The sequence below is a fragment of the Micromonospora sp. WMMD1076 genome (assembly GCF_029581475.1).
GTDB lineage: Bacteria > Actinomycetota > Actinomycetes > Mycobacteriales > Micromonosporaceae > Micromonospora > Micromonospora aurantiaca.
Genome location: NZ_CP120862.1, coordinates 6366921 through 6387823, shown reverse-complemented (window position 1 = coordinate 6387823; position 20903 = coordinate 6366921). Strand labels below are relative to the sequence as shown.

General features: G+C 74.2%; 17 protein-coding genes. 11 read left to right on the top strand and 6 right to left on the bottom strand.

What is annotated here, in order from left to right; translation table 11 throughout:
* Nucleotides 1-11: 11 nt before the first annotated feature.
* Nucleotides 12-971 (bottom strand): 2,3,4,5-tetrahydropyridine-2,6-dicarboxylate N-succinyltransferase, encoded by a 960-nt coding sequence (dapD, locus tag O7622_RS28900; RefSeq protein ID WP_282311230.1) that lies wholly within the window; start codon nt 969-971, stop codon nt 12-14.
* A 103-nt stretch (nt 972-1074) separates the two neighbouring features.
* Here dapD and dapE point away from each other — a divergent pair, with 103 nt between their 5' ends.
* Nucleotides 1075-2148 carry a succinyl-diaminopimelate desuccinylase gene (gene dapE, locus O7622_RS28895; protein WP_282311229.1) on the top strand — a complete coding sequence of 358 codons (1074 nt, stop codon included), beginning with the start codon at nt 1075-1077 and terminating at the stop codon, nt 2146-2148.
* Nucleotides 2149-2196: 48 nt separating this feature from the next.
* On the opposite strand, the gene O7622_RS28890 is transcribed toward dapE, so the two are convergent.
* On the bottom strand, nt 2197-2358 hold the full coding sequence (locus tag O7622_RS28890) for a hypothetical protein (protein WP_013288426.1): 162 nt from the start codon (nt 2356-2358) through the stop codon (nt 2197-2199).
* A gap of 155 nt (nt 2359-2513) precedes the next feature.
* On the opposite strand from O7622_RS28890, the gene O7622_RS28885 reads away from it, so the two are divergent.
* The 7 genes from O7622_RS28885 to O7622_RS28855 all read left to right on the top strand — a co-directional run bounded on the left by O7622_RS28885 (nt 2514) and on the right by O7622_RS28855 (nt 13729).
* Nucleotides 2514-3395, top strand: coding sequence for a TIGR00730 family Rossman fold protein (locus O7622_RS28885; RefSeq protein ID WP_282311227.1), 882 nt, complete (start codon nt 2514-2516; stop codon nt 3393-3395).
* Between the two features lie 3 nt (nt 3396-3398).
* Nucleotides 3399-3944 (top strand): TIGR00730 family Rossman fold protein, encoded by a 546-nt coding sequence (locus O7622_RS28880; protein ID WP_282311226.1) that lies wholly within the window; start codon nt 3399-3401, stop codon nt 3942-3944.
* Nucleotides 3945-4221: 277 nt separating this feature from the next.
* Entirely contained in the window at nt 4222-8010 is a 3789-nt protein-coding gene (locus tag O7622_RS28875) for a PD-(D/E)XK nuclease family protein (RefSeq protein ID WP_282314260.1), read from the top strand.
* 55 nt (nt 8011-8065) lie between these two features.
* Nucleotides 8066-11470, top strand: a complete 3405-nt coding sequence (locus tag O7622_RS28870) for an ATP-dependent DNA helicase (protein ID WP_282311225.1) — start codon at nt 8066-8068, stop codon at nt 11468-11470.
* Between the two features lie 204 nt (nt 11471-11674).
* Nucleotides 11675-11878: a cold-shock protein gene (locus tag O7622_RS28865; protein ID WP_013288421.1), complete on the top strand. Its 204-nt coding sequence runs from the start codon at nt 11675-11677 to the stop codon at nt 11876-11878.
* A 178-nt stretch (nt 11879-12056) separates the two neighbouring features.
* Entirely contained in the window at nt 12057-13310 is a 1254-nt protein-coding gene (locus O7622_RS28860; protein WP_282311224.1) for a DEAD/DEAH box helicase, read from the top strand.
* Between the two features lie 233 nt (nt 13311-13543).
* Complete coding sequence (locus tag O7622_RS28855; protein ID WP_282311223.1) at nt 13544-13729, top strand: hypothetical protein; 186 nt, start codon at nt 13544-13546, stop codon at nt 13727-13729.
* Between the two features lie 98 nt (nt 13730-13827).
* On the opposite strand, the gene O7622_RS28850 is transcribed toward O7622_RS28855, so the two are convergent.
* Genes O7622_RS28850 through O7622_RS28835 form a run of 4 tightly spaced genes read right to left on the bottom strand, consistent with a single transcriptional unit; the run spans nt 13828 to nt 16987 of the window.
* Nucleotides 13828-14271, bottom strand: a complete 444-nt coding sequence (locus tag O7622_RS28850) for an Rrf2 family transcriptional regulator (protein WP_282311222.1) — start codon at nt 14269-14271, stop codon at nt 13828-13830.
* Between the two features lie 4 nt (nt 14272-14275).
* Entirely contained in the window at nt 14276-15160 is an 885-nt protein-coding gene (locus tag O7622_RS28845; protein ID WP_282311220.1) for an ABC transporter permease subunit, read from the bottom strand.
* Nucleotides 15150-15929: an ABC transporter ATP-binding protein gene (locus O7622_RS28840; protein ID WP_282311219.1), complete on the bottom strand. Its 780-nt coding sequence runs from the start codon at nt 15927-15929 to the stop codon at nt 15150-15152. Before O7622_RS28840 ends, O7622_RS28845 begins: the two co-directional genes overlap by 11 nt.
* Nucleotides 15926-16987, bottom strand: coding sequence for an ABC transporter substrate-binding protein (locus tag O7622_RS28835; RefSeq protein WP_282311218.1), 1062 nt, complete (start codon nt 16985-16987; stop codon nt 15926-15928). The genes O7622_RS28840 and O7622_RS28835 overlap by 4 nt, the downstream gene beginning before the upstream one ends.
* 148 nt (nt 16988-17135) lie before the next feature.
* On the opposite strand from O7622_RS28835, the gene O7622_RS28830 reads away from it, so the two are divergent.
* From O7622_RS28830 to nudC, 3 genes are all read left to right on the top strand, one after another.
* Nucleotides 17136-18446: a pitrilysin family protein gene (locus O7622_RS28830; RefSeq protein ID WP_282311217.1), complete on the top strand. Its 1311-nt coding sequence runs from the start codon at nt 17136-17138 to the stop codon at nt 18444-18446.
* A 112-nt stretch (nt 18447-18558) separates the two neighbouring features.
* Entirely contained in the window at nt 18559-19890 is a 1332-nt protein-coding gene (locus O7622_RS28825) for a pitrilysin family protein (RefSeq protein ID WP_282311216.1), read from the top strand.
* Entirely contained in the window at nt 19887-20834 is a 948-nt protein-coding gene (nudC, locus tag O7622_RS28820) for an NAD(+) diphosphatase (RefSeq protein ID WP_282311215.1), read from the top strand. The genes O7622_RS28825 and nudC overlap by 4 nt, the downstream gene beginning before the upstream one ends.
* The last annotated feature ends 69 nt before the right edge of the window (nt 20835-20903 follow it).

The window sequence follows — 20903 nt, the reverse complement described above, 5'->3', positions numbered from 1 at the left end:
GGGGGTACGGCTCAGTCGTTGGCGTGCAGCGCCGCGTTGAGCGCGATGCCCTGGCCGGTGCGGGGCTTCGCCTCCAGCGCGCCGGTCACCGAGTTGCGCCAGAACAGCAGCCCGTCGACGCCGGACAGCTCGCGGGCCTTGACCGTCCGGCCGTCCGGCAGGGTGATCTTCGAGGCGGCGGTGACGTAGCAGCCGGCCTCCACCACGCAGTCGTCGCCGAGCGTGATGCCGACACCGGCGTTCGCGCCGACCAGGCTCCGCTCACCGATGCGCACCTTCTCCGTGCCACCGCCGGAGAGCGTGCCCATGATCGAGGCGCCGCCGCCGATGTCGGAGCCGTCGCCGACCACCACGCCCTGCACGATGCGGCCCTCGACCATCGAGGTGCCGAGCGTGCCGGCGTTGAAGTTGACGAAGCCCTCGTGCATCACCGTCGTGCCGGAGGACAGGTACGCACCCAGCCGGACCCGGTCCGCGTCCGCGATCCGCACCCCCGACGGCACCACGTAGTCGGTCATCCGGGGGAACTTGTCCACCCCGTACACGGACAGGTGGCGGCCGGCGGCGCGCTCGATGACGCGCAGCTCGTCCACCCGCTCCGGCGGGCACGGCCCGGCCGACGTCCAGGCCACGTTCGCCAGCTTGCCGAAGATGCCGTCGAGGTTCAGCTCGTTGGGCCGCACCAGGCGGTGGGAGAGCAGGTGCAACCGCAGGTACGCGTCGGCCGCGTCCTTGATCGGGTCGTCCAGCGAGCCGATCACCGTGGTCACCTCGACGGTGCGCAACCCGGGCAGCGCCCGCTCGCCGATCGCGCCCGGAGGCAGGTCGAGCACGTCGGCCCGGTCCTCGCCGGGCACCAGCGGCAGTTCGCCCAGACCCAGCTTGCCGGTCGGGTACCAGGTGTCGAGCACCTGGTCCTGCGCGGTGACGGTGGCCAGGCCGATGCCCCAGGCGGATGGTGCGGACGTCACTGTGTCACCTCTCGTTCCGGCGGCGGCGTCCGCCGCTGCTCGCGGCCGGGGGCGCGGCAACGTGTCCCTCGCGCCCACCGAGGATGACGGTACCGTGCGAGACATGCAGAACCCGTTGACCCCCGAGGTCCTGGCCGATCCGGTGGCGCTGACCCGCGCCCTGGTCGACATCGAGTCGGTGTCCCTCAACGAGAAGGCCATCGCCGACTGCGTCGAGGAGGTGCTGCGCGGTGTGCCGCACCTGACCACCTACCGGCACTCGAACACCGTCATGGCCCGGACCGACCTGGGTCGGGCGCAACGCGTGGTGCTCGCCGGCCATCTGGACACCGTTCCGCTCAACGGCAACTTCCCCTCGACCATGCGTGGCGACCTGATGTACGGCTGCGGCACCTCCGACATGAAGTCCGGGGTCGCCTTCGCGCTGCACCTGGCGGTGACGCTGCCCGACCCGCGCTACGACGTCACGTACTTCTTCTACGAGGCCGAGGAGATCGAGTCGAGGTACAACGGCCTCACCCTGGTCGCGCAGAGCCACCCCGAGTGGCTGGACGCCGACTTCGCGGTGCTGCTGGAGCCGACGTACGGGATCGTCGAGGCGGGCTGCCAGGGCACCATGCGGGCGGTGGTCACCACGCACGGCGAGCGGGCCCACGCGGCGCGCTCCTGGCACGGCGTGAACGCCATCCACGGCGCGAGCGAGGTGCTGCGGCGGCTGACCACGTACGAGGCCCGCCGGGTGACGATCGAGGGCTGTGACTACCGCGAGGGCCTCAACGCGGTGCGGATCACCGGCGGGGTGGCCGGCAACGTCGTCCCGGACCGCTGCGAGATCGAGATCAACTACCGGTACGCCCCGGACCGCGACCCGGCGGGCGCCGAGGCGCACCTGCGCGAGGTCTTCGCCGGCTTCGAGCTGGAGGTCACCGACGCGGCGGCCGGTGCGCCGCCCGGACTGGAGAGCCCGGCGGCGCAGGAGTTCCTGGCGGCGGTCGGTGCCGCGCCGATCGGCAAGCTGGGCTGGACGGACGTGGCGCGGTTCGCGGCCATGGGCATTCCGGCGCTGAACTTCGGCCCCGGCGACCCGAACCTGGCGCACCACAAGGACGAGCACGTCGAACTGACCAAGATCCGGGACGGCGCGGCGACGCTGCACCGTTGGCTGGCCCCGGCCTGACGCGCTGCGATCCCGGGGCCCGCGCCCGCCTCGCGGGCCCCGGGACCGTCAGACGGTCGTCGTCAGGGGTGCTTCCGCCTCGCCGGTCTCGCCGGTCAGGTCGGACCGGTGGGTCTCCATCATCCGGGCGCGGCGGCGCTCGGCCACCACGTCACGGATCCGCCGCTGCATCTGACGGCGGATCCGGATCATCTCGCTGTTACTGATCAACGCTGGCTCCTCCCCCGAAGGCGCGTCGCCCGGGGTATACCGGGTATGTGAATAGTAAGACGTACGTGCGACCGAATTAGTTGCCCGGATCCCAAAGATTTCTTCGGCTCCCGGGCCTGCGCGCCCCGCCGGAGCCGCTCTACTACGGTGACCCCATGGGCGAGAGCAGCGGAATGTCGGCCGGTCACGGCCAGCGGGGGGAGCGGCACCGGGGAGAACGGCACCGCGGCGCGGTGACGCTGCGCAACCGGGCGATTCCGGTGAGTACGGCCGACCAGCGGCTGCTCGACTCCCGGGGACGCAGCGACTGGAAGACCAAGGACGCCTGGCGCGCGCTGCGGATCCTCTCCGAGTTCGTCGAGGGCTTCGACACCCTCGCCGACCTGCCCCCGGCGGTGAGCGTGTTCGGCTCCGCCCGCAGCAAGCCGGACAGCCCCGAGTGCCGGATGGCCGAGGAGTTGGGCGGCGCGCTGGCCCGGGCCGGGTACGCGGTGATCACCGGCGGCGGTCCCGGCGTGATGGAGGCCGCCAACCGGGGCGCCGGTGAGGCCGGTGGCCTCTCCGTCGGGCTCGGCATCGAACTGCCGTTCGAACAGGGCCTCAACGACTGGGTCGACCTGGCCATCGACTTCCGCTACTTCTTCGCCCGCAAGACCATGTTCGTCAAGTACGCCCAGGCGTTCGTGGTGCTCCCCGGCGGCTTCGGCACCCTGGACGAGTTGTTCGAGGCGCTCACCCTGGTGCAGACCGGCAAGGTGACCCGCTTCCCGGTCGTGCTGATGGGCACCGACTACTGGCGCGGGCTCCTCGACTGGTTGCGCGGCACCATGGCCGCCGAGGGCAAGATCGGCCCGTCCGACCTCGACCTGATCCGCCTCACCGACGACGTCAACGAGGCGGTCCGGCACATCGTGGAGGCCGAGGCCGTGCTCTCCGCCGAACAGGAGGCGGTCCGCGAGGAGGCGGTCGCCCGGGTGGCCGCCGACCAGCGCGCCGCCGCCGAGGCCGCTCCCGAGGGCCCGGCGGGACGGAGCTGACCCGTGGCGAACGTCTGTGTCTTCTGCGCGTCGTCCCGTACCCTCGACGCCCACTGGCTGGCGCTCGCCACCGAGACCGGTGCGGAACTGGCCCGGCGCGGGCACACGCTGGTCAGCGGCGGCGGCTGCGTCGGGATGATGGGCGCCGTGGTGCAGGGCGCGCGGGCGGCCGGCGGTCGCACCGTCGGCGTCATCCCGCAGTCCCTGGTCGACCTGGAGGTCGCCGACCTGGACTCCGACGAGCTGCTGGTCACGGACACCCTGGCCAGCCGCAAGACGCTGATGGACGAGAAGTCCGACGCGTTCGTGGCGCTGCCCGGCGGGCTCGGCACGCTCGACGAGCTGTTCGAGGTCTGGACCACAGCCACCCTGGCCCTGCACGCCAAGCCGATGGTGATCGTCGACGTGGACGGCTTCTACCGGCCGCTGCTCGACTGGATCCGTGGGCTCGGTGAGCAGCGGTTCCTCAAGCCGGCCGCGCTGGACCTGCTGATGGTCGCCGACAGCGTCCCCGCCGCCCTGGACCGGATAGACACCCGCCTGACCTGACGATCCCCCCGGTCCTTGTTCACCACCGTCTCGGCGAGCTTGATCGACACCATCTCGGGGAGGTGGTGGTGTCCGGGCCGGTGGGACATGGCCACTTCGCCGTGGTGGTGTTGATCTAGAGGTGGGATGCCGCCACTTCGCCGAAGCGGCGTGAACGCCTGAGAGACGGGTCTGTGGCAGAGCCGGGCAGTGGTGCATGCTGCGGGCAGGTGAGCTGGTGACGGGCGGGACGGCGGTCGGTTTCCGGGTGTCGTACCGGCGTGGTGGGATGTCGGTGATGCAGGCGTACCGGTTGGTGCGCCGGCCCGGCGGCGCGGGGGCGGGGGTCACCCACGACGCCGGGGCGGGGCAGGGGGTGGGTCGGTCCGGTGGACCGGCCGAGGCGGAGCCGCGATCCGGGGGGTCGGCGGGCGATGCCGCGCACCCGCAGACCGCTACGCCGCCCGGAACCGCTACGCCGCCCGGAACCGCTACGCCGCCCGGAACCGCTACGCCGCCCGGAACCGCTACGCCGCCCGGAACCGCTACGCCGCCCGGAACCGCTACGCCGCCGGACGAGGCCGGAGCGTCGTCCGCGAGTGGCACGTCGCGAGCCGGGGCGTCGCCACCGTCGGCCGCTTCGGTGGGGATCGGGGCCGGGGCGGGCACGAACCTTCCGCGCCGGGGCGACGCGGCGCAGGCCGAGGTGGTCGCGCACACCGACGGGCCGATGCTCGTCGTGGGCGGTCCCGGCACCGGCAAGACGACGACGCTCGTCGAGGCGGTCGCGGCCCGGGTGGCCGAGGGCGTCGACCCGGAGCGGATCCTCGTGCTCACCTTCGGCCGGCGCGGCGCCACCGAACTGCGCCACCGGATCGAGGCGCGCATCGCCGAGGGCGGGCACCGGGTGATCCGTGAGCCGCTGGTGCGCACGTTCCCGGCGTACGCCTTCGGGCTGCTGCGCCGCGCGGCGGCCGAACGCGGCGAGCCCTCGCCCCGGCTGCTCACCGGCCCGGAGCAGGATCTGATCATCCGTGAGCTGCTCGACGTGGTGGGGGAGGAACCCGGCGACGACCCGGTCGGCTGGCCGGAGGATCTGCGCCCCGCGCTGCGTACCCGGGCGTTCGCCCAGCAGCTCCGCGACCTGCTCATGCGTGCCGCGGAGCGCGGCGTCGGCCCGGTCGAGCTGGCCCGGCTGGGCGAGAGGCTGGGCCGCGCCGACTGGCCCGCCGCCGCGCGCTTCCTGCGCGAGTACGTCGCCGTGCTCGCCCTGCGCGACGTGAGCAACCGGGGCTCGGTGGCGTACGACCCGGCGGAGCTGGTGCGCGCCGCCACCGGCATGCTGCTCGACGATCCCGGGCTGCTCGCCGCCGAGCGTCGTCGCCTGACCCACGTGTACGTCGACGAGCTGGCCGACACCGACCCCGCCCAGCTCGACCTGCTCGCCGTGGTGGCCGGTGGCGGGCGGTCCCTCGTCGCGTTCGCCGACCCGGACTCGTCCACGTACGCGTTCCGCGGTGCCGACCCGGCGGGCGTCACCACGTTCCCGCACCGCTTCCGCACCGCCTCCGGTGCTCCGGCGGCGCAGGTCACGCTGACCACCTCGTACCGGGCCGGTCCGGAACTGCTGGCGGCGACCGCCCGGCTGGCCCGGCGGCTGCGCGGCCCGGCGGCGCACCGGCGGCTGCGCCCGCTTCCCGGCGCGCCCGCCGGAACGGTGGAGGTACGCACGTTCCGGTCCGCCACCAGCGAGTCGGCGTGGCTGGCGCACGCGTTGCGCGAGGCGCACCTGCTCGACGGCGTGCCGTGGTCCCGGATGGCGGTGCTGGTCCGCTCCACCGGCCGGCAACTGCCGTCGCTGCGCCGCGCGCTGCACACGGCCGGTGTGCCGACCGTCGTGCACGGCGAGGACCTGCCGCTGCACCTCCAGCCGGCGGTCGCCCCGCTGCTGCTCCTGCTGCGCTGCGCGTTCGAACCCGACCGGCTGGACGAGGAGGCGGCGGTCGCGCTGCTGCACTCCCCGCTGGGCGGGGCCGACCCGCTGGCCGAGCGGCGGCTGCGCCAGGGGTTGCGGGCACTGGCGCTGGCCGGCGGCGACCGCCGTCCCTCCGGCGAGCTGCTGGTGGAGGCACTTCGCGACCCGGCCGAACTGGCCACCATCGAGCGTCGCTGGGCGGCCCCCGCGCAGGCCGTGGCGCACCTGCTCGCGACCGCCCGGGAGACGGCCGGCCGGCCCGGCGCCACAGTCGAGGACGTGCTGTGGGCGGTGTGGCGGGAGAGCGGGCTGGCCGAACGCTGGGCCGGGGCGATCACCAGGGGGCGGGCGGCCACCGGCGAGCACGAGACCGCCCAGCGCTGGCGGGCCGAGGCCGCCGACCGTGACCTGGACGCCGTACTCGTCCTCTTCGACGCGGCGGCCCGGTTCACCGACCGGTTGCCCGGCGCGCGTACCGAGGTGTTCCTCGACCACGTCCTCGGGCAGGAGCTGCCCGCCGACACGCTCGCCGCCGCCGCCGACCGGGGCGACGCGGTACGCCTGCTCACCGCGCACGCCGCCAAGGGTCTGGAGTGGGATCTGGTCGCGGTCGCCGGGGTGCAGGAGGGCGTCTGGCCCGACCTGCGCCTGCGCGGCAGCCTGCTCGGCTCGGAGCGGCTCGTCGACGTGCTCGCCGGTCGCGCCGACGGCGCCGGGCTGCGGGCCAGCCTGGTCGGGCAGACGTCGGCGCTGCTGGACGAGGAGCGGCGGCTGTTCCACGTCGCGATCAGCCGGGCGCGACGGCGGCTGCTGGTCACCGCCGTCGCGTCCGCGGCGGTCGGCGGGGACGACCACGAGGAGCAGCCGAGCCGCTTCCTGCACGAGCTGGCCGCCGCCGACCCACCCGCCACCGGCGGAACCGGCCCCGCCCCGGCCGGCCCGAACCCGACCGGCCCGAACCCGACCGGCCCGAACCCGACTGGTCCGAACCCGACTGGTCCGGCTCCGACCGGAAACGGCCCGACCGGTACGGCCACGCGTGGGGGCGCCGCCGACGGGCCGGTGCCGCACGGGGACGAGCATCCGCAGGACGGGCCGCCCGCGGCGCTCCCGGTCACCCTGCCGCCGCGAGGGCTCACGCTGTCCGCGCTGGTGGCGGAGCTGCGTACCGCAGTCACCGACCCGGCGACGCCGATCACCCGGCGGTACGCGGCGGCGGGTGAGCTGGCGCGGCTGGCCGCCGCCGGGGTGCCCGGCGCGCACCCGGACGACTGGTGGGGGCTGCGCGGCCTGTCCGACGACCGGCCGCTGGTCGACGAGGGCGAGCCGGTGCGGGTCACCCCGTCGGCGATGGAGAGCGCGTTGCGGTGCAGCCTGCGCTGGCTGCTGGAACGGCACGGCGGCAGCGGGCCGGCGAGCGCCGCGCAGGGCGTCGGCAACCTGGTGCACGCCGCCGCGATGCTGGCCGAGGACGCCAGCGTCGACCGGGAGGCGCTGCTGGAGTACGTGGCCGCCCGGTTCGACGCGATCGAGCTGGCCGCCCGGTGGATGGCCGGCCCGGAGCGGCAGCGCGCCGAGGCGATGGTGGACAAGCTGCTGCGCTGGCTGGCCGGCAACCCGCGCCGCCTGCTCGCGATCGAGCACGAGTTCGCGGTCCGCCTCGACGATCCGTCCCGCCCGATCGAGCTGACCGGCCGGGTCGACCGGCTGGAGGTCGACGCCGAGGGGCGGCTCGTGGTGATCGACCTGAAGACCGGCAAGTCGACGGCTGTCACCGAGCGGGAGGTGGCCGAGCATCCGCAGCTCGGTGCGTACCAGGCGGCGGTGGAGGCGGGCGGGTTCGCCGAGTTCGGCGAGGAAACCGGAGGGGCGGCGCTGGTGCAGCTCGGCACCGGCGCGCGGGACGCCAGGGAGCAGACCCAGGCGGCGGCCGGGGAGGGGCCGGAGGCCGGGTGGGCCACCGCGCTGGTGCGCCGTACCGCCGACACGATGGCCGCCTCGACGTTCGCCGCAGTGGCCAACTCCAAGTGCCGGGTCTGCCCGGTACGCACCAGCTGCCCGGTCTCCGGCCAGGGCCGCCAGGTGGTCGAGCCGCCACCGGAGAATTCGTGAGCGCGAGGAGTGAGCCGGTGTTGCGAGCCCCGCAGTCGCGAACAAGGACCGCACCGTGACCGTTCAGCCGGCGCTGTTCGGCGCCTCCGCCACGCCCACGCCGCGCACCGCCGACGCGGGGCCCCGCTACACGCCCGTCGAGCTGGCCCGGCTGCTGCGGCTGCCGGCGCCGACCAGGGAGCAGGCCGCGATCATCGCCGCGCCGGTGGAGCCGCTGCTGGTGGTCGCGGGCGCGGGCTCGGGCAAGACCGAGACGATGGCCGCGCGGGTGGTGTGGCTGGTCGCCAACTCCTACGTACGCCCCGAGCACATCCTCGGCCTCACCTTCACCCGTAAGGCGGCGGGCGAGCTGGCACACCGCGTCCGGACCCGGCTCGACCAGCTCATCCGGCGGCTCGGCCGGCAGGGGCGGGATCCGCACGACGATCCGCTGGCGGGCGAGCCGACGGTGTCCACGTACCACTCGTACGCGGGGCGGATCGTCACCGAGCACGGGTTGCGCGCCGGGTACGAGCCGACCACCCGGCTGCTCACCGAGGCGTCCCGCTGGCAGCTCGTCGACCTGCTGGTGCGCAACTACGACGGCGACATGTCCGAGGTGGACCGGATGCCGTCGACCATCACCGACGCCGTGCTGGCGCTCGCCGGTGAGCTGGACGAGCACCTGGTCGACCCGGACGAGCTGGCCGCCTGGACCGGGCGGTTCTTCGCCGACGTGCAGTCCCGGCCCGGCCGGGTCTACGCCGACGTCCGCAAGGCGCTCCAGCTCCAGCGGACCCGGCTGAAGCTGCTGCCGCTGGTGCGGGCGTACGCCCGGCGCAAGGACGACTTCGAGGCGATGGACTTCGCCGACCAGCTCGCCCGCGCGGCCCGGGTGGCGCGTGACCATCCCGGCGTCGGGGTGATCGAGCGGGACCGGTTCCGGGTGGTGCTGCTCGACGAGTACCAGGACACCAGCCACGCCCAGGTGGTGCTGCTCAACGCGCTGTTCGGCGGCGGCCACCCGGTCACCGCGGTCGGCGACCCCTGCCAGTCCATCTACGGCTGGCGCGGGGCCAGCGCCGGCACGCTCGACCGGTTCCCGGCCGAGTTCGCCCGTACCGACGGCAGCCCGGCCGACGTGCTCAGCCTGACCACGAGCTGGCGCAACCGGCCGGAGATCCTCGGCGTGGCCAACACGCTGTCGGTGCCGCTGCGGGCGGCCGGCGCGCGGGTGCCGGAGCTGCGCGCCGCGCTCAGCGTCCGCGACCCGATCCCGCACCGCACGCCGGGCGGGCAGGCCGGCGGCACCGTGCACTGCGCGCTGCTGGAGACGTACGCCGACGAGGCCGACTGGATCGCGGACAGCGTGCTGGCGGCCTGGCGGGGCGCGGCCGGGATGCCCGGCGCGCTGCCCGAGCACATCCCCGCCGACCGCCGCCCGACCACTGCGGTGCTGGTGCGGCTGCGCAGCCAGATCCCGGCGATCGAGGCGGCGTTGCGTGCCCGCGGGCTGCCGGTCGACGTGGTCGGCCTGGGTGGGCTGCTGGACACCCCCGAGGTACGGGACGTGGTGTGCACGCTGCGTGTGCTCGCCGACCCGACCGACGGGGCGGCGCTGCTGCGGCTGCTGACCGGCGCGCGCTGGCGGATCGGCCCGCGTGACCTGGTCGCCCTGCACCGCCGCGCCCGCGCGATCGCCCGCAGCCGCCGGGAACTCACCGGCGACGAGGGCCCGGAGATCACGGTGGACGCGCTGGACGAGGCCACGCTCGTCGAGGCGCTGGCCGACCTGGGGCCGGCGCAGGCGTACTCGGCCGAGGGCTACGCGCGGCTGCGCTCGTACGGGATGGAGCTGGCGCTGCTGCGCTACCGGCTGGACCAGTCCCTGCCGGAGCTGATCGCGGACATCGAGCGGACCATCGGGCTCGACGTCGAGGTGGCGGTCCGGGCCGGCCGGGACGGCGCGGGCGACGCCGGGCTGGCCCGCGCGCACCTGGACGCGCTCGGTGACGTGGCGGCCCGGTTCAGCGGCGAGACGCCCGGAGCCACGCTGGCCGGTTTCCTCGCCTACCTGGCCGCCGCCGAGGACGAGGAGCGCGGGCTGGCGCCGGGCGAGGTCGAGGTGGTGGCCGGCGCGGTGCAGGTGCTCACCGCGCACGCCGCGAAGGGCCTGGAGTGGGACGTGGTGGCTGTGGCCGGGATGACCCGGGGCGTCTGGCCGGGACCGGTCCGCAACTCCGACCACTGGCTGGGCGGGCTGGGCGTGTTGCCGTTCCCGTTGCGCGGCGACGCGGACGGGCTGCCCGACCTGGCCCTGCCGGAGACGGAGGACCAGCGCGGCGTGGCCCGGGCGCTGACCGACTTCACCGACGCCTGGCGGGCGCACGACGAGCGGGAGGAGCGCCGGCTGGCGTACGTGGCGGTGACCCGCCCGCGCCGGCTGCTGCTCTGCTCCGGCTACTGGTGGGGGGAGGGGACCAAGCGGTTCCGGGGCCCGTCGGTGTTCCTGCGGGAGGTGCACGACGCCTGCCTGGCCGGTGCGGACGGGTACGTGGTGGACGCGTGGACGCCGGAGCCGGCCGGGGACGCGGTGAACCCGACCACCGAGACGGTGCTGCGGGCCGAGTGGCCGGCCGACCCGCTGGGCGCCCGCCGCCCGGCGCTGACCGAGGCGGGGGCGCTGGTCCGCCGCCACCTGGCCGACCCGGAGGTGGCCCGCCGCGAGGCGGCAGTGCTCGCCACCACGGGAGCGGCGGACGACGCCGAGGTGGCCCGCTGGCGGCGCGAGGCCGATCTCCTGCTGGCCGAGCGGGCGGAGCTGGACCGGCAGGCCGAGGCGGTCGAGGTCGAACTGCCCGGCCAGCTCTCGGTGACCCAGCTCGTGGCGTTGCGCCGCGACCCGGAGGCGCTGGCCCGTACGCTGCGCCGCCCGATGCCGGCCGAACCGAACCCGTACGCCCGGCGCGGCACCGCGTTCCACGCCTGGCTGGAGCAGCGCTTCGGCGCCGACCGGCTGCTCGACGTGGACGAGCTGCCCGGCGCGGCGGACGAGGACGCGGCCCCGGACGAGGCGCTGGCCGAGTTGCAGGAGCGCTTCCTGGCCGGTGAGTGGGCCGACCGGGTGCCGGTGGAGGTGGAGGTGCCGTTCGCCACCGTCATCGCCGGGGTGGTGGTCAGGGGGCGGATGGACGCCGTGTTCGCCCGTCCGGGTGGGCGCTACGACGTGGTCGACTGGAAGACCGGGCGGCAGCCGTCCGGCCGGGAGGCCGACGCGGCAGCGGTGCAGCTGGCTGTCTACCGGCTGGCCTGGGCGGAGCTGGCCGGGGTGCCGGTGGACCGGGTGGGCGCCGCGTTCCACTACGTGCGGGACTCCGCCACCGTCCGCCCGGCCGATCTGCTCGACGCGGAGGGACTGGCCGCCTTGGTGGCCGCCGTGCCGGAAATCCCGGGGGATCTCCCGGAGCGCGCGAATCCGTGATACGTTGACGGGGTTGCAGTTTTGGTTTCCAGAGACTCTGTGTGCGCCTGGCGGATTGTGGCCCCAGGCGCTCTTTGTTGTGTCCGGAGTTCTCCGGGCGGGGCGACCAGCAGCGACAGGCACGCCGCGTATTCCACGCGCGGGGTGCTCCTCTCCGGCCCGCAACACGTGCGGGCCGACCGTTCCGTCAAGGAGACGAAACACATGGCAATTGGCACCGTCAAGTGGTTCAACGCTGACAAGGGCTTCGGCTTCATCACCCCGGACGACGGCGGCGCCGACGTCTTCGCCCACTTCTCGGCGATCCAGACCTCCGGCTACCGGAGCCTGGACGAGAACCAGCGGGTCGAGTTCGAGGTGACCCAGGGCCAGAAGGGCCCGCAGGCGGAGAACATCCGCCCGCTCTGATCTCCGGATCAACCGGCACCACCATCGCGCCCCTTCGGGCGTGGTGCACGGGCCGGCCCGCCTCTGCCGGGCCGGCCCGTCCCTTTCGGTTCGTGCTTGTGACCACCGGTGACGCCGGTGACGCGCCGCTGCTCGGCGCCCTTCCTCGACACGTGCCGCGTCGAGGAAGGCTTTCCGCATGACCACGACCCTGCCCACGTTCGCCGCCACCGGCCTGGCCCCGGCGCTCGTCGCCGAACTGGCCGCGCAGGGCATCTCCGCGCCGTTCCCGATCCAGGCGGCCACGATCCCGGACTCGCTGGCCGGCCGCGACGTGCTCGGCCGGGGCCGGACCGGCTCCGGCAAGACGCTCGCGTTCGGGTTGCCGCTGCTGCACCGTACGGCCGGTCGCCGGGCCCGCCCGGGCCGCCCGCTCGCGCTGGTGCTCGTACCGACCCGTGAGCTGGCCGCGCAGGTGACCGACGCGCTCGCCCCGTACGCCGCCACGCTCGGCCTGCGCTGCGCCACAGTGGTCGGCGGGCTCTCGCTGACCCGGCAGGCGGCCGCGCTGCGTGCCGGCGCCGAGGTGCTGGTGGCCACGCCGGGCCGGCTGCACGACCTGATCGACAGGGGAGACGCCCGGCTGGACCAGGTGACCATCACCGTGCTGGACGAGGCGGACCAGATGGCCGACATGGGCTTCCTGCCGCAGGTGACGAAGCTGCTGGAGCAGGTCGCGCCGGGCGGGCAGCGGATGCTGTTCTCGGCCACCCTGGACCGCGGCGTGGACCGGCTGGTCCGCCGGTTCCTCACCGACCCGGTGACGCACTCCGTCGACCCGGGCACCGCCACCGTCACCGCGATGACGCACCACGTGCTGCACCTGGACGCGGAGGACAAGCCGGCCGCGCTCGCGCACATCGCCGCCCGCGAGGGCCGCACCATCGTCTTCATCGCCACCAAGCACCGCGCCGACCGGGTGGCCCGCCAACTGCTCGCCAAGGGCGTACGCGCGGCGGCGCTGCACGGCGGCAAGTCGCAGCCGCAGCGCACCCGCATCCTGGAGCAGTTCCGCACCGGCCAGGTCACCGCCCTGGTGGCGACCGACGTGGCGGCCCGGGGCATCCACGTCGACGGGCTGGACCTGGTCGTCAACGCCGACCCGCCCACCGAGGCCAAGGACTACCTGCACCGGGGCGGCCGGACCGCCCGGGCCGGGGAGTCGGGCACCGTGGTCACGCTCGTGCTGCCGGACCAGCGCCGCGACGTCGCCCGGCTGATGACCACCGCGGGCATCAACCCCAAGACCACGCGGGTACGCCCCGGCGACAGCGAGCTGACCCGGCTCACCGGCGCCCGGGAGCCGTCCGGCGTGCCGGTTACCATCACCGCGCCCGCCGCCGCGCACCCCGCCCCGGGAACCCGTCCTCGCCGGCGCCCGCGCCGCCGCTGACCGCGGCCCGTCGTCCGACCGGCCTCGCGTCCGGTCGGCCCGCGTCTGTCCGGGGCCGCGCCCGAGCGGCCCGCGCCCGACCGGCTCGTCTCCGGTCGGGCCGAGCGTTCGCTCCTGAGTCGGGAATCAGCCGATGTTCGGTCGGCTGCCCGACTGTGCGACCGGAACCCGACGGTGATGCTGCTGCGCGGGAGACCGGTCGGGGGGTCGGCCGGGCGCGGAGGGAGCGGTTCATGGCGGGGGAAGCCGGATCGGGCGGAGCGCGGGAAGTGGTGCTGGTGCTCGCGGTGGCGGGGGCCGGCCTGGCGCTCGCCGCGGCGGCCGCGTTCTGGCCGTGGCAGCCGTCCGACGGCGGCTCGCCGGATCGCGGCGCCGCCCGCAGCTTCACGCCCGGGATGAGCGCCCCGCACACTCAGTAGCCGCGCCGGGCGGACGATGCCGAGAAACCGATATGTCTCTGCGGCCGGCGACCGGCCGGGCACCCGCTCCCGCCGCCGGCCGCGTGACCGGACGCGCGTCAGGGTGCCGTCGCCCGGTCGCTCAGCAGATCGGCGAGCGTGGTCCGGTCCACCACCAGGGCGATGGCGCCGTCCACCGCCAGCCACACGTCCCGCAGACCGGTCGCCACGCCGTGATAGCCGGCCCGGTCGGCGGGGATGCCCCGGACGCTCGTGATCGCGCCGCCGACCGCGCGCAGCACGTCGCCGACGCTGATCTCGTCCGGCGGCCGGGTCAGCGCGTATCCGCCCTCGGTGCCGCGGTGACTGTGCAGCAGTCCGGCCCGCCTCAGGTCGAGCAGGATCCCCTGCAGGAAGCTGAGCGGGATGTCCTGGCTCCCGGCCAGGCTCGCCGCCTTGACCAGCTCGCCGCCGCCGGCCACCGGGTCGCCTGTGGTCCCGGCGGCATCGGCGACGGCGAGCATGGCCCGGAGCGCGTAGTCGGCGCGCGCGGAGATGTACACGACGTCAGTTGCCGGCCTGGTCCAGCACGCCCCAGCGGCGGCGGATCGCCTTGTCGGCGGCCCCGAACGCGGTGTCCACGAGCAGGCCCACCACCAGGATGACGATCATGATGGCCATCAGGCGTGGCGCTTCGCTCAGCTCGCGTGCGTAGGTGAGCTGAGCGCCGATCGAGGTGCGGGTGGCGATGACCACCAGCAGCTCACCGGCCATCAGGCTGCGCCAGGCGAACGCCCAGCCCTGCTTGAGCCCGGCCACGATGGCGGGCAGCGCGGCCGGCGCGATCACGTACCGGTAGAGGTTGAGCCCGCGGGCGCCGAGGTTGCGGCCGGCGCGGACCAGCAGCGGCGGCACGTAGTCCACGCCGTGGATGACGCCGTTGGCGACCGACGGCGCGGCGCCGAGCACCACGACGAAGAAGATCGCCTGCTCGCTGAGCTGGAACAGCAGGATGGCCAGCGGGAACCAGGCGATCGACGGCATGGTCTGCAACGCGGTGATCATCGAGCCGAGCGCGGCCCGGAGCACCTTGACCCGGGCCACGCCCAGGCCGAGCAGCAGGCCGACCGCGACCGCGGCGGCGAACCCGACCGCCGCGCGCCGGGCGGTGGTGGCGAGGCCCTCCCAGAGCGCCGAGCTGACCAGGTAGTCCCCGAGGTCGCCGAAGACCACCGCCGGGCCGGGCAACGCCCACGGCTCCTTCCACCCGGACCAGACCACCGCCTGCCAGATCGCGATGGCCAGCGCGAGCGCGGCGAACTTGGGCCAGGTGGCCGACCACAGGCGGCGTACCCGGGACGGGCCCTTCTCCCGGCCGGCGATCTCCAGCGCGTCGAGTCCGGAGATCTCCGCGTCCGTACGCGCCGACCCGGTGAGGGTGTCACTGGCCATGCCGGCCCACCTCCTTGCGCAGCCGGTCGGTGACCTCGGCGGCGATGGCCGAGACCTCCGGCGAGTCGATCCGCCGGGGGCGCGGCACGGCGACCTCGGTGGAGTAGATGATCCGGCCGGGCCGGCTGGAGAGCAGCACGATGCGGTCGGCGAGCCGGGCCGCCTCGCGGACGTTGTGCGTGACGAACAGGACGGTGAGCTTGCGCTCGGTCCAGATCCGCTCCAGCTCGTCGTGCAGGATGTCGCGGGTCATCGCGTCCAGCGCGCCGAACGGCTCGTCCATCAGCAGCACCGGCGTCTCCAGCGCGAGCGTGCGGGCCAGCGCGACCCGCTGCCGCATGCCGCCGGAGAGCTGGTGCGGCCGCTTGCGGCCGAACTCGGACAGGTGGACCGTGCGCAGCAGCTCGGCCACCCGCTCCTTGCGCTGGTCGCGGGGGAGTCCGCGCAGCTTCAGCGGCACCTCGACGTTGCCCTCGACGGTCAGCCACGGGAACAGCGCCGGCTCCTGGAACATCAGTCCCGGGTTGACGCCCTCGCCCAGCTCGATCGCGCCGCCGCTGGCCCGGTCCAGTCCGGCGACCAGGTTGAGCAGCGTGCTCTTGCCGCAGCCGGACGCGCCGACCATGCAGACGAACTCGCCCGGCGCGATGTCCAGCGACAGCCCGTCCAGCGCCAGGACCGCCTGCTCACCCTGGCCGTACACCTTGGTCACGCCGCGCAGCGCGACCGAGCCGGTCGCGCTGCGCGGGGTCGTGCTGGTCGATGTCACGGCTGGCTGACCTCGGCCTTGCCCTGCGTCTTGAGCACCTCGTTGAGGTACTTCAGGTCGTAGAGGCCGTTCAGGTCGACCGGCTGGGTGAGCCCGACCGCGACCGCGTGGTCCAGGCCGGTCTTCAGCGACGACGGGATCGGGTCGTTGGTGAACTCCAGCGTCGGCCAGGCCTGCTTGATCAGCTTGAGGTCCAGCGGCTTGCCGGTGATCTTGCCGATGTGGTCGGAGATCGCCTGCTGCGCCTCGTCCGGCTTGGTGTTGACGAACTCGTTCGCCGCGACCTGGCCCTCGACCAGCTTCTTCACCACGTCCGGGTGCGCCTTGAGGAACTTGGTGCTGACCAGCAGGTTGGTGATGACGAACTTCTTGTCCGGCCAGAGGTTACGCTCGTCGACGAGCACCTTGCCGCCGGCGTTCACCAGCCGGGAGACGAACGGCTCGGGCACCCAGGCGCCGTCGATGGCGCCGCTGCCGAACGTCTCGACCGTCTGCGCGTTCTCCTGCGGCACGATCTTGACGTCGCCGCCGCCCTCCTTGGTGGTCTCCAGGCCCTTCTCCTTGAGCCAGTAGCGCAGCGCCACGTCCTGGGTGTTGCCGAGCTGCGGGGTGGCGATCTTCTTGCCGCGCAGCTGCTCCACCGAGGTGATGCCGGGCTTGACCACGAGCGCGACGCCGCCGGACGCGGCGCCGGAGACGACCCGGACCGCCTCGCCCTTGGACTTGGAGAAGGCGTTCACGGTCGGGTTCGGGCCGATGTACGTGGCGTCGAGCGCGCCGGAGAAGACGGCCTCGATGGCGGCCGGGCCGGCGTTGAACGTCTTGGTGTCCAGCTCGACGCCGCTGCCGAGCTTCTCCTTGAAGATCCCCTTCTCGACGCCGACCACAGCCGGGGCGTGCGTGATGTTGGGGAAGTAGCCCAGGCGCAGCGTCACCGGCCCGGATCCGGCGCCGGCGTCGCTGTCCTCGCCGCAGGCGGCGGTGGTACCGAGCGTGGCCGCGCCGAGGGCGGCCAGGGCCGCCAGGGTGGCCAGGCGGCGCAGGGGAAGCCGTCTCATCGAATGTCCAATCCGCAGTATTCCTATTTAGTTGGTAGGAAGACTGGGGCAAGCGGCCGCCGGCGTCAAGTCCCGTCCCGCGACAGTCCACCGTTCGGCCAGGGCACACCGGCGGTAGAGCCGGTACCGAGGCGCTAGTGTCGATCTCGTGCCGACGCGGAGAGCGAAGATTCCAGCGACGAAGTACCCGGTCGAACGGTTCACCCTCGACAACGGCCTGCGCGTGGTGCTGACGCCGGACCGCAGCGCCCCGGTCATCGGTGTCGCTGTGGTCTACGACGTCGGCATCCGCTCCGAGCCCGAGGGGCGCACCGGGTTCGCCCACCTCTTCGAGCACCTGATGTTCCAGGGCTCGGAGAACCTGGAGAAGCTGGCCCACTTCCGGCACGTCCAGGGCGCGGGCGGGACGTTCAACGGCTCCACCCACCTGGACTACACCGACTACTTCGAGACGCTGCCCGCCAACGCACTGGAACGGGCGCTGTTCCTGGAGGCCGACCGGATGCGCGGCCCCCGGCTCACCGAGGAGAACCTGCGCAACCAGGTGGACGTGGTGAAGGAGGAGATCCGGGTCAACGTGCTGAACCGGCCGTACGGCGGGTTCCCCTGGCTGACGCTGCCCCCGGTGATGTTCGACACCTTCCCCAACGCGCACGACGGCTACGGCTCCTTCGTCGACCTGGAGTCGGCCACCGTGGCCGACGCCGCCGACTTCTTCCGCCGCTACTACGCCAGCGGCAACGCCGTACTCGCGGTCAGCGGCGACATCGACGTGGCCGAGGCGACCACACTGATCGAGCGGCACTTCGGGGACGTGCCGGCCCGGCCCGCCCCGCAGCGGCCCGACTTCGCCGAGCCCGACCTGACCACCGAGCGGCGCAGCACGTACACCGACGCGCTGGCCCCGCTCCCGGCGGTGGCCGGCGCGTGGCGGGTGCCCGACCCGATCAGCGACTTCACCGGCTACCTGCCCTACGTGGTGCTGGCCGAGGTGCTCACCGACGGCGACGCCTCCCGGTTGGTCGAACGGCTGGTGCAGCGCGACCGGTCGGTCACCGGCCTCGGCGGGTACCTCGGCTTCATGGGCGACCCGTTCGACGTCCGCGACCCCACCGCGCTGCTGCTCCAGGCCCACCTGCCGCCCGGCGGCGACGTGGACAAGGTGCTGCGCACCATCGACGAGGAACTGGACCGGCTGGCGGCCGACGGGCTGACCGATGGGGAACTGGCGCGTACCCAGGCCCGGATGGCGACCCACCTGCTGCGCGACACGGACGCGGTGCTCGGCCGCGCGTTGCGGATGGCGGTGCTGGAACAGCAGCGCGGCGCACCCGGCCTGCTCAACGACCTGCCCCGGCTGGTCGGCGAGGTGACCGAGGAACAGGTCCGCGCCGCAGCCGCCACCCTGCGGCCCGAGCGCCGCGCGTCCGTCGAGGTCGTTCCCGGAGGTGGGCGGTGAGCGCGAGGAGTGAGCCGGTTTTGCGAGCCCCGCAGTCGCGAACGGAGATGGCGGTGAGCGCGAGGAGTGAGCCGGTTTTGCGAGCCCCGCAGTCGCGAACGGAGATGGCCCAGTGACCGCCACGACCGCCGTCCGGCCGCTGCCCGCGCTGCGCCCGAACCGCCGCCTCAAGGTGCCTAAGCAGGCCGAACGCACGCTCCGCAACGGCCTCACCGTGATCGCGGTACGCCGCTCCTCCGTGCCGCTCGTCGAGCTGCGACTGTGGATGCCGTTCGGGCGCACCCACCTGGCCCGCGGCGCGATGCTGGCGCAGACCATGCTCTCCGGCACCGAGGCGCACAGCGCCACCGAGCTGGCGGCCGAGTTGCAGAAGGTCGGCGGCGGGCTGACCGCCGGCCTCGACCCGGACCGGCTGATGCTCTCCGGCGCGGGCCTGGTCACCGGCCTGGACCGGATGCTGGAACTGCTCGCCGAGGTGCTCACCGGTGCGACCTATCCTGCCGACTGGGTGGAGACCGAGCGGGAACGGCTGGTCGACCGCATCCAGGTCGCCCAGAGCCAGCCGTCGCACCTGGCCCGCACCGCGCTGCTCAAGCGGGTGTACGGCCGGCACCCGTACGCGGAGCAGACGCCCGACCCGGACCAGGTGCGGGCGGTCCGCCCGGCCGCGTTGCGGCGGCTGCACGCCGAGCGGGTGCATCCGGCCGGCGCGGTGCTGGTGCTCGTCGGCGACGTGGCGCCGGACCGGGCGCTGGACGCGGCCGAGCAGGCGTTGTCCGGGTGGCGTGGTGACGGCCACGTCGCCGAACTGCCTCCCGCGCCGCCCCTGGAACCCGGGCCGCTGCTGCTCGTCGACCGGCCCGGATCGGTGCAGTCCTCGGTACGACTCGCGCTCCCAGCCGTGCCCCGCACCCATCCGGACCACGCCGCATTGCAGCTCGCCAACCTGATTTTCGGCGGCTACTTCTCCTCCCGCTGGGTGGAGAACATCCGCGAGGACAAGGGCTACACGTATGGGCCGCACTCGCTCGTGGAGCACTCGGTGGCCGGTTCGCTGCTCGTCGCCGGCGCCGAGGTGGCCACCGAGGTGACGGCGGCGGCCCTGGTGGAGACGACCTACGAGCTGGGCCGCCTGGCGACGGTGCCGCCGAAGGCCGACGAACTGGAGCAGGCCCGCCAGTACGCGCTCGGCACGCTCCAGCTCGGCATGTCCACCCAGGCCGGTCTCGCGTCGCTGACCAGCGCGTACGCCGGCAACGGGCTGCGGCTGGACTTCCTCGCCGAGCATGCCGCCCGGCTGGCCGCCGCGACCGTGGACGACGTGGCCGAGGTGGCCGCCCGCTACCTGGCCCCGGCCCGCGCGGTCACCGTCGTGCTCGGCGACGCCGAGCGGGTGGCCGACTCGCTCGCCGCGCTGACAGCGGTGCGTACGGAATCGGCATGAGCGGCGAACCCGCCCCGCCGCTGGCCCGGTCGACGCTCGACCGGGCCGCGCACCGGCGTACCGATCCGGCCTGGCTGACCGAGGCGTGGGAACGGGCCCGGGTGCTGTTGCTGGATTCCACAGCCGAGGGGCGGGCGCTGGTCCGGGGCACGGCGACGCCGCCGGAACTGGTGCTGGTCGGCCCCGGCGAACTGCCCGAGGTGCCCCGGTCGGTGCCGATGTTCCTCGGCGTCGAGCCGGACGGCGTACCCGTGTTCGCGGTGGACGGGCCGCTGCCGGCGCTGCCGGACACCCGCCCGGCCCATCTGCGCGAGGTCGGTCACCTGATGACCGACCGGGACGCGGGCCTGTTCACCACCGCGCTGGCGCTGCTCAACTGGCACCTGCGGCACGGCTACTCGTCGACGACCGGCAAGCCGACGAGCGCCGACGAGGCCGGCTGGTCGCGGATCGACCCGGACGGCGGCCGGGTCTGGCCGCGTACCGACCCGGCGATGATCGTGCTGGTGCACGACGGTGTGGACGGTCCGGACAGCCGCTGCCTGCTCGGCAACAACGCGGCCTGGCCGCGCACCCCGGGACAGCGCCGCTACTCCTGCCTGGCCGGATACGTCGAGCCCGGCGAGTCGGCCGAGGCCGCCGTGCTGCGCGAGGTCCGCGAGGAGGTGGGCGTCCCGGTCGAGGAGATCGCGTACGTGGGCAGCCAGTCCTGGCCGTTCCCCGGCTCGCTGATGCTCGGCTTCCTGGCCCGCGCCGACGCGGACGCGCCGATCCGGGTCGACCTGGCCGAGATCGCGCACGCGCGCTGGTTCACCCGCCGGGAGATCGGCGCGGCGCTCGCGGGCGAGCCGGTGCCGGTGGGCGGGGGAGACCGGCTGGTCCTGCCGCCGCCGTCGTCGATCGCGTTGTTCCTGGTGCACCGCTGGCTCGACGGTCACTGCTGACCCCGCCCCGCCCCCGCCGGGGTGCCGTGTTTCGGTTGGTGCGGCGGCGCCAGTTCGGGGAAGTGGCGT